The sequence below is a fragment of the Hungatella sp. SL.1.14 genome (genome assembly GCF_024460495.1).
Lineage (GTDB): Bacteria > Bacillota > Clostridia > Lachnospirales > Lachnospiraceae > Hungatella > Hungatella hathewayi.
In genome coordinates this window covers 1-299 of the sequence record NZ_JANFYJ010000364.1, presented here as the reverse complement: position 1 = coordinate 299, position 299 = coordinate 1, and the positions used below count along the sequence as shown (strand labels likewise).

The window sequence follows — 299 nt, the reverse complement described above, 5'->3', positions numbered from 1 at the left end:
GGGAAGCAATGTGGATATGACGGATGAGGAGATCCGCGAACGGTTCGAGACGCTGTCTTACTTAAAGATCCATCCGAGAGACCGGGAGGAAAACAAGTATCTGCTTCTGCGCGGTGAGCGGATCTACGAGGAGAGTATTGGCGAGAAGCGGCTTCATGTGGAGGCGGCGCTTCATAAGTATGAGAAGGCGCTGTCTACGTATGATACGGGACTGATTGAGGAGGCGAAGGAAGAGTTTAAAAAGTTTCTGGAGGAAATTGAGGAACTGTAGAGACCGGGGGAATGCAGCCGTTTTGCTG

At 51.5% G+C, this 299-nt stretch carries 1 pseudogene; it reads left to right on the top strand.

The window, feature by feature from the left end:
- Positions 1-271, top strand: a pseudogene (locus NE473_RS31380) (molecular chaperone HscC); the annotation flags it as partial.
- Positions 272-299 lie beyond the last annotated feature (28 nt).